This is a genomic window from Corallococcus sp. AB038B, assembly GCF_003668955.1.
Lineage (GTDB): Bacteria > Myxococcota > Myxococcia > Myxococcales > Myxococcaceae > Corallococcus > Corallococcus exiguus.
Map to the genome: position 1 here is coordinate 1 of NZ_RAWO01000264.1, position 403 is coordinate 403.

General features: G+C 36.7%; 1 protein-coding gene. It reads left to right on the forward strand.

What is annotated here, in order from left to right; translation table 11 throughout:
- Positions 1–276 (forward strand): hypothetical protein (locus D7Y04_RS46230; RefSeq protein WP_233601879.1); only part of this gene is annotated, 276 nt, incomplete at its 5' end.
- Positions 277–403 lie beyond the last annotated feature (127 nt).

Consider the following 403-nt stretch of genomic DNA (forward strand, 5'->3'; position numbering starts at 1 on the left):
GAAATATCTCAGCATCTACATGTATTTAATGCTGTATGTACAGTAACCAACATCATTTCTGCTGAAATAGTGGTCACAAGTGTCAGTACCGAAGAAGGTACTGTCTTGTGTAATCTATTTGAGGGAAAGAACAATCTTATTTATCAGCAATACTGGGTTAATCAAGGATTCGTAGCTGATGCACCGCGAAGGTTCAAGTATATATGGCCATATACGTCGGTACTCACGCCAGATAGTTATCTTGTTAAATACGGTATTTTTAGTCCAGATTGGTAGATTAATTACAAATGGATCGACTCAGTTCGTACATTTACAGTAGCATCTATTACGCCGTCATTTAACATCACAACTTCTGTATCATCAATCAATGTTATGTTAGGCGATAATGTTACACTGTCTGTTA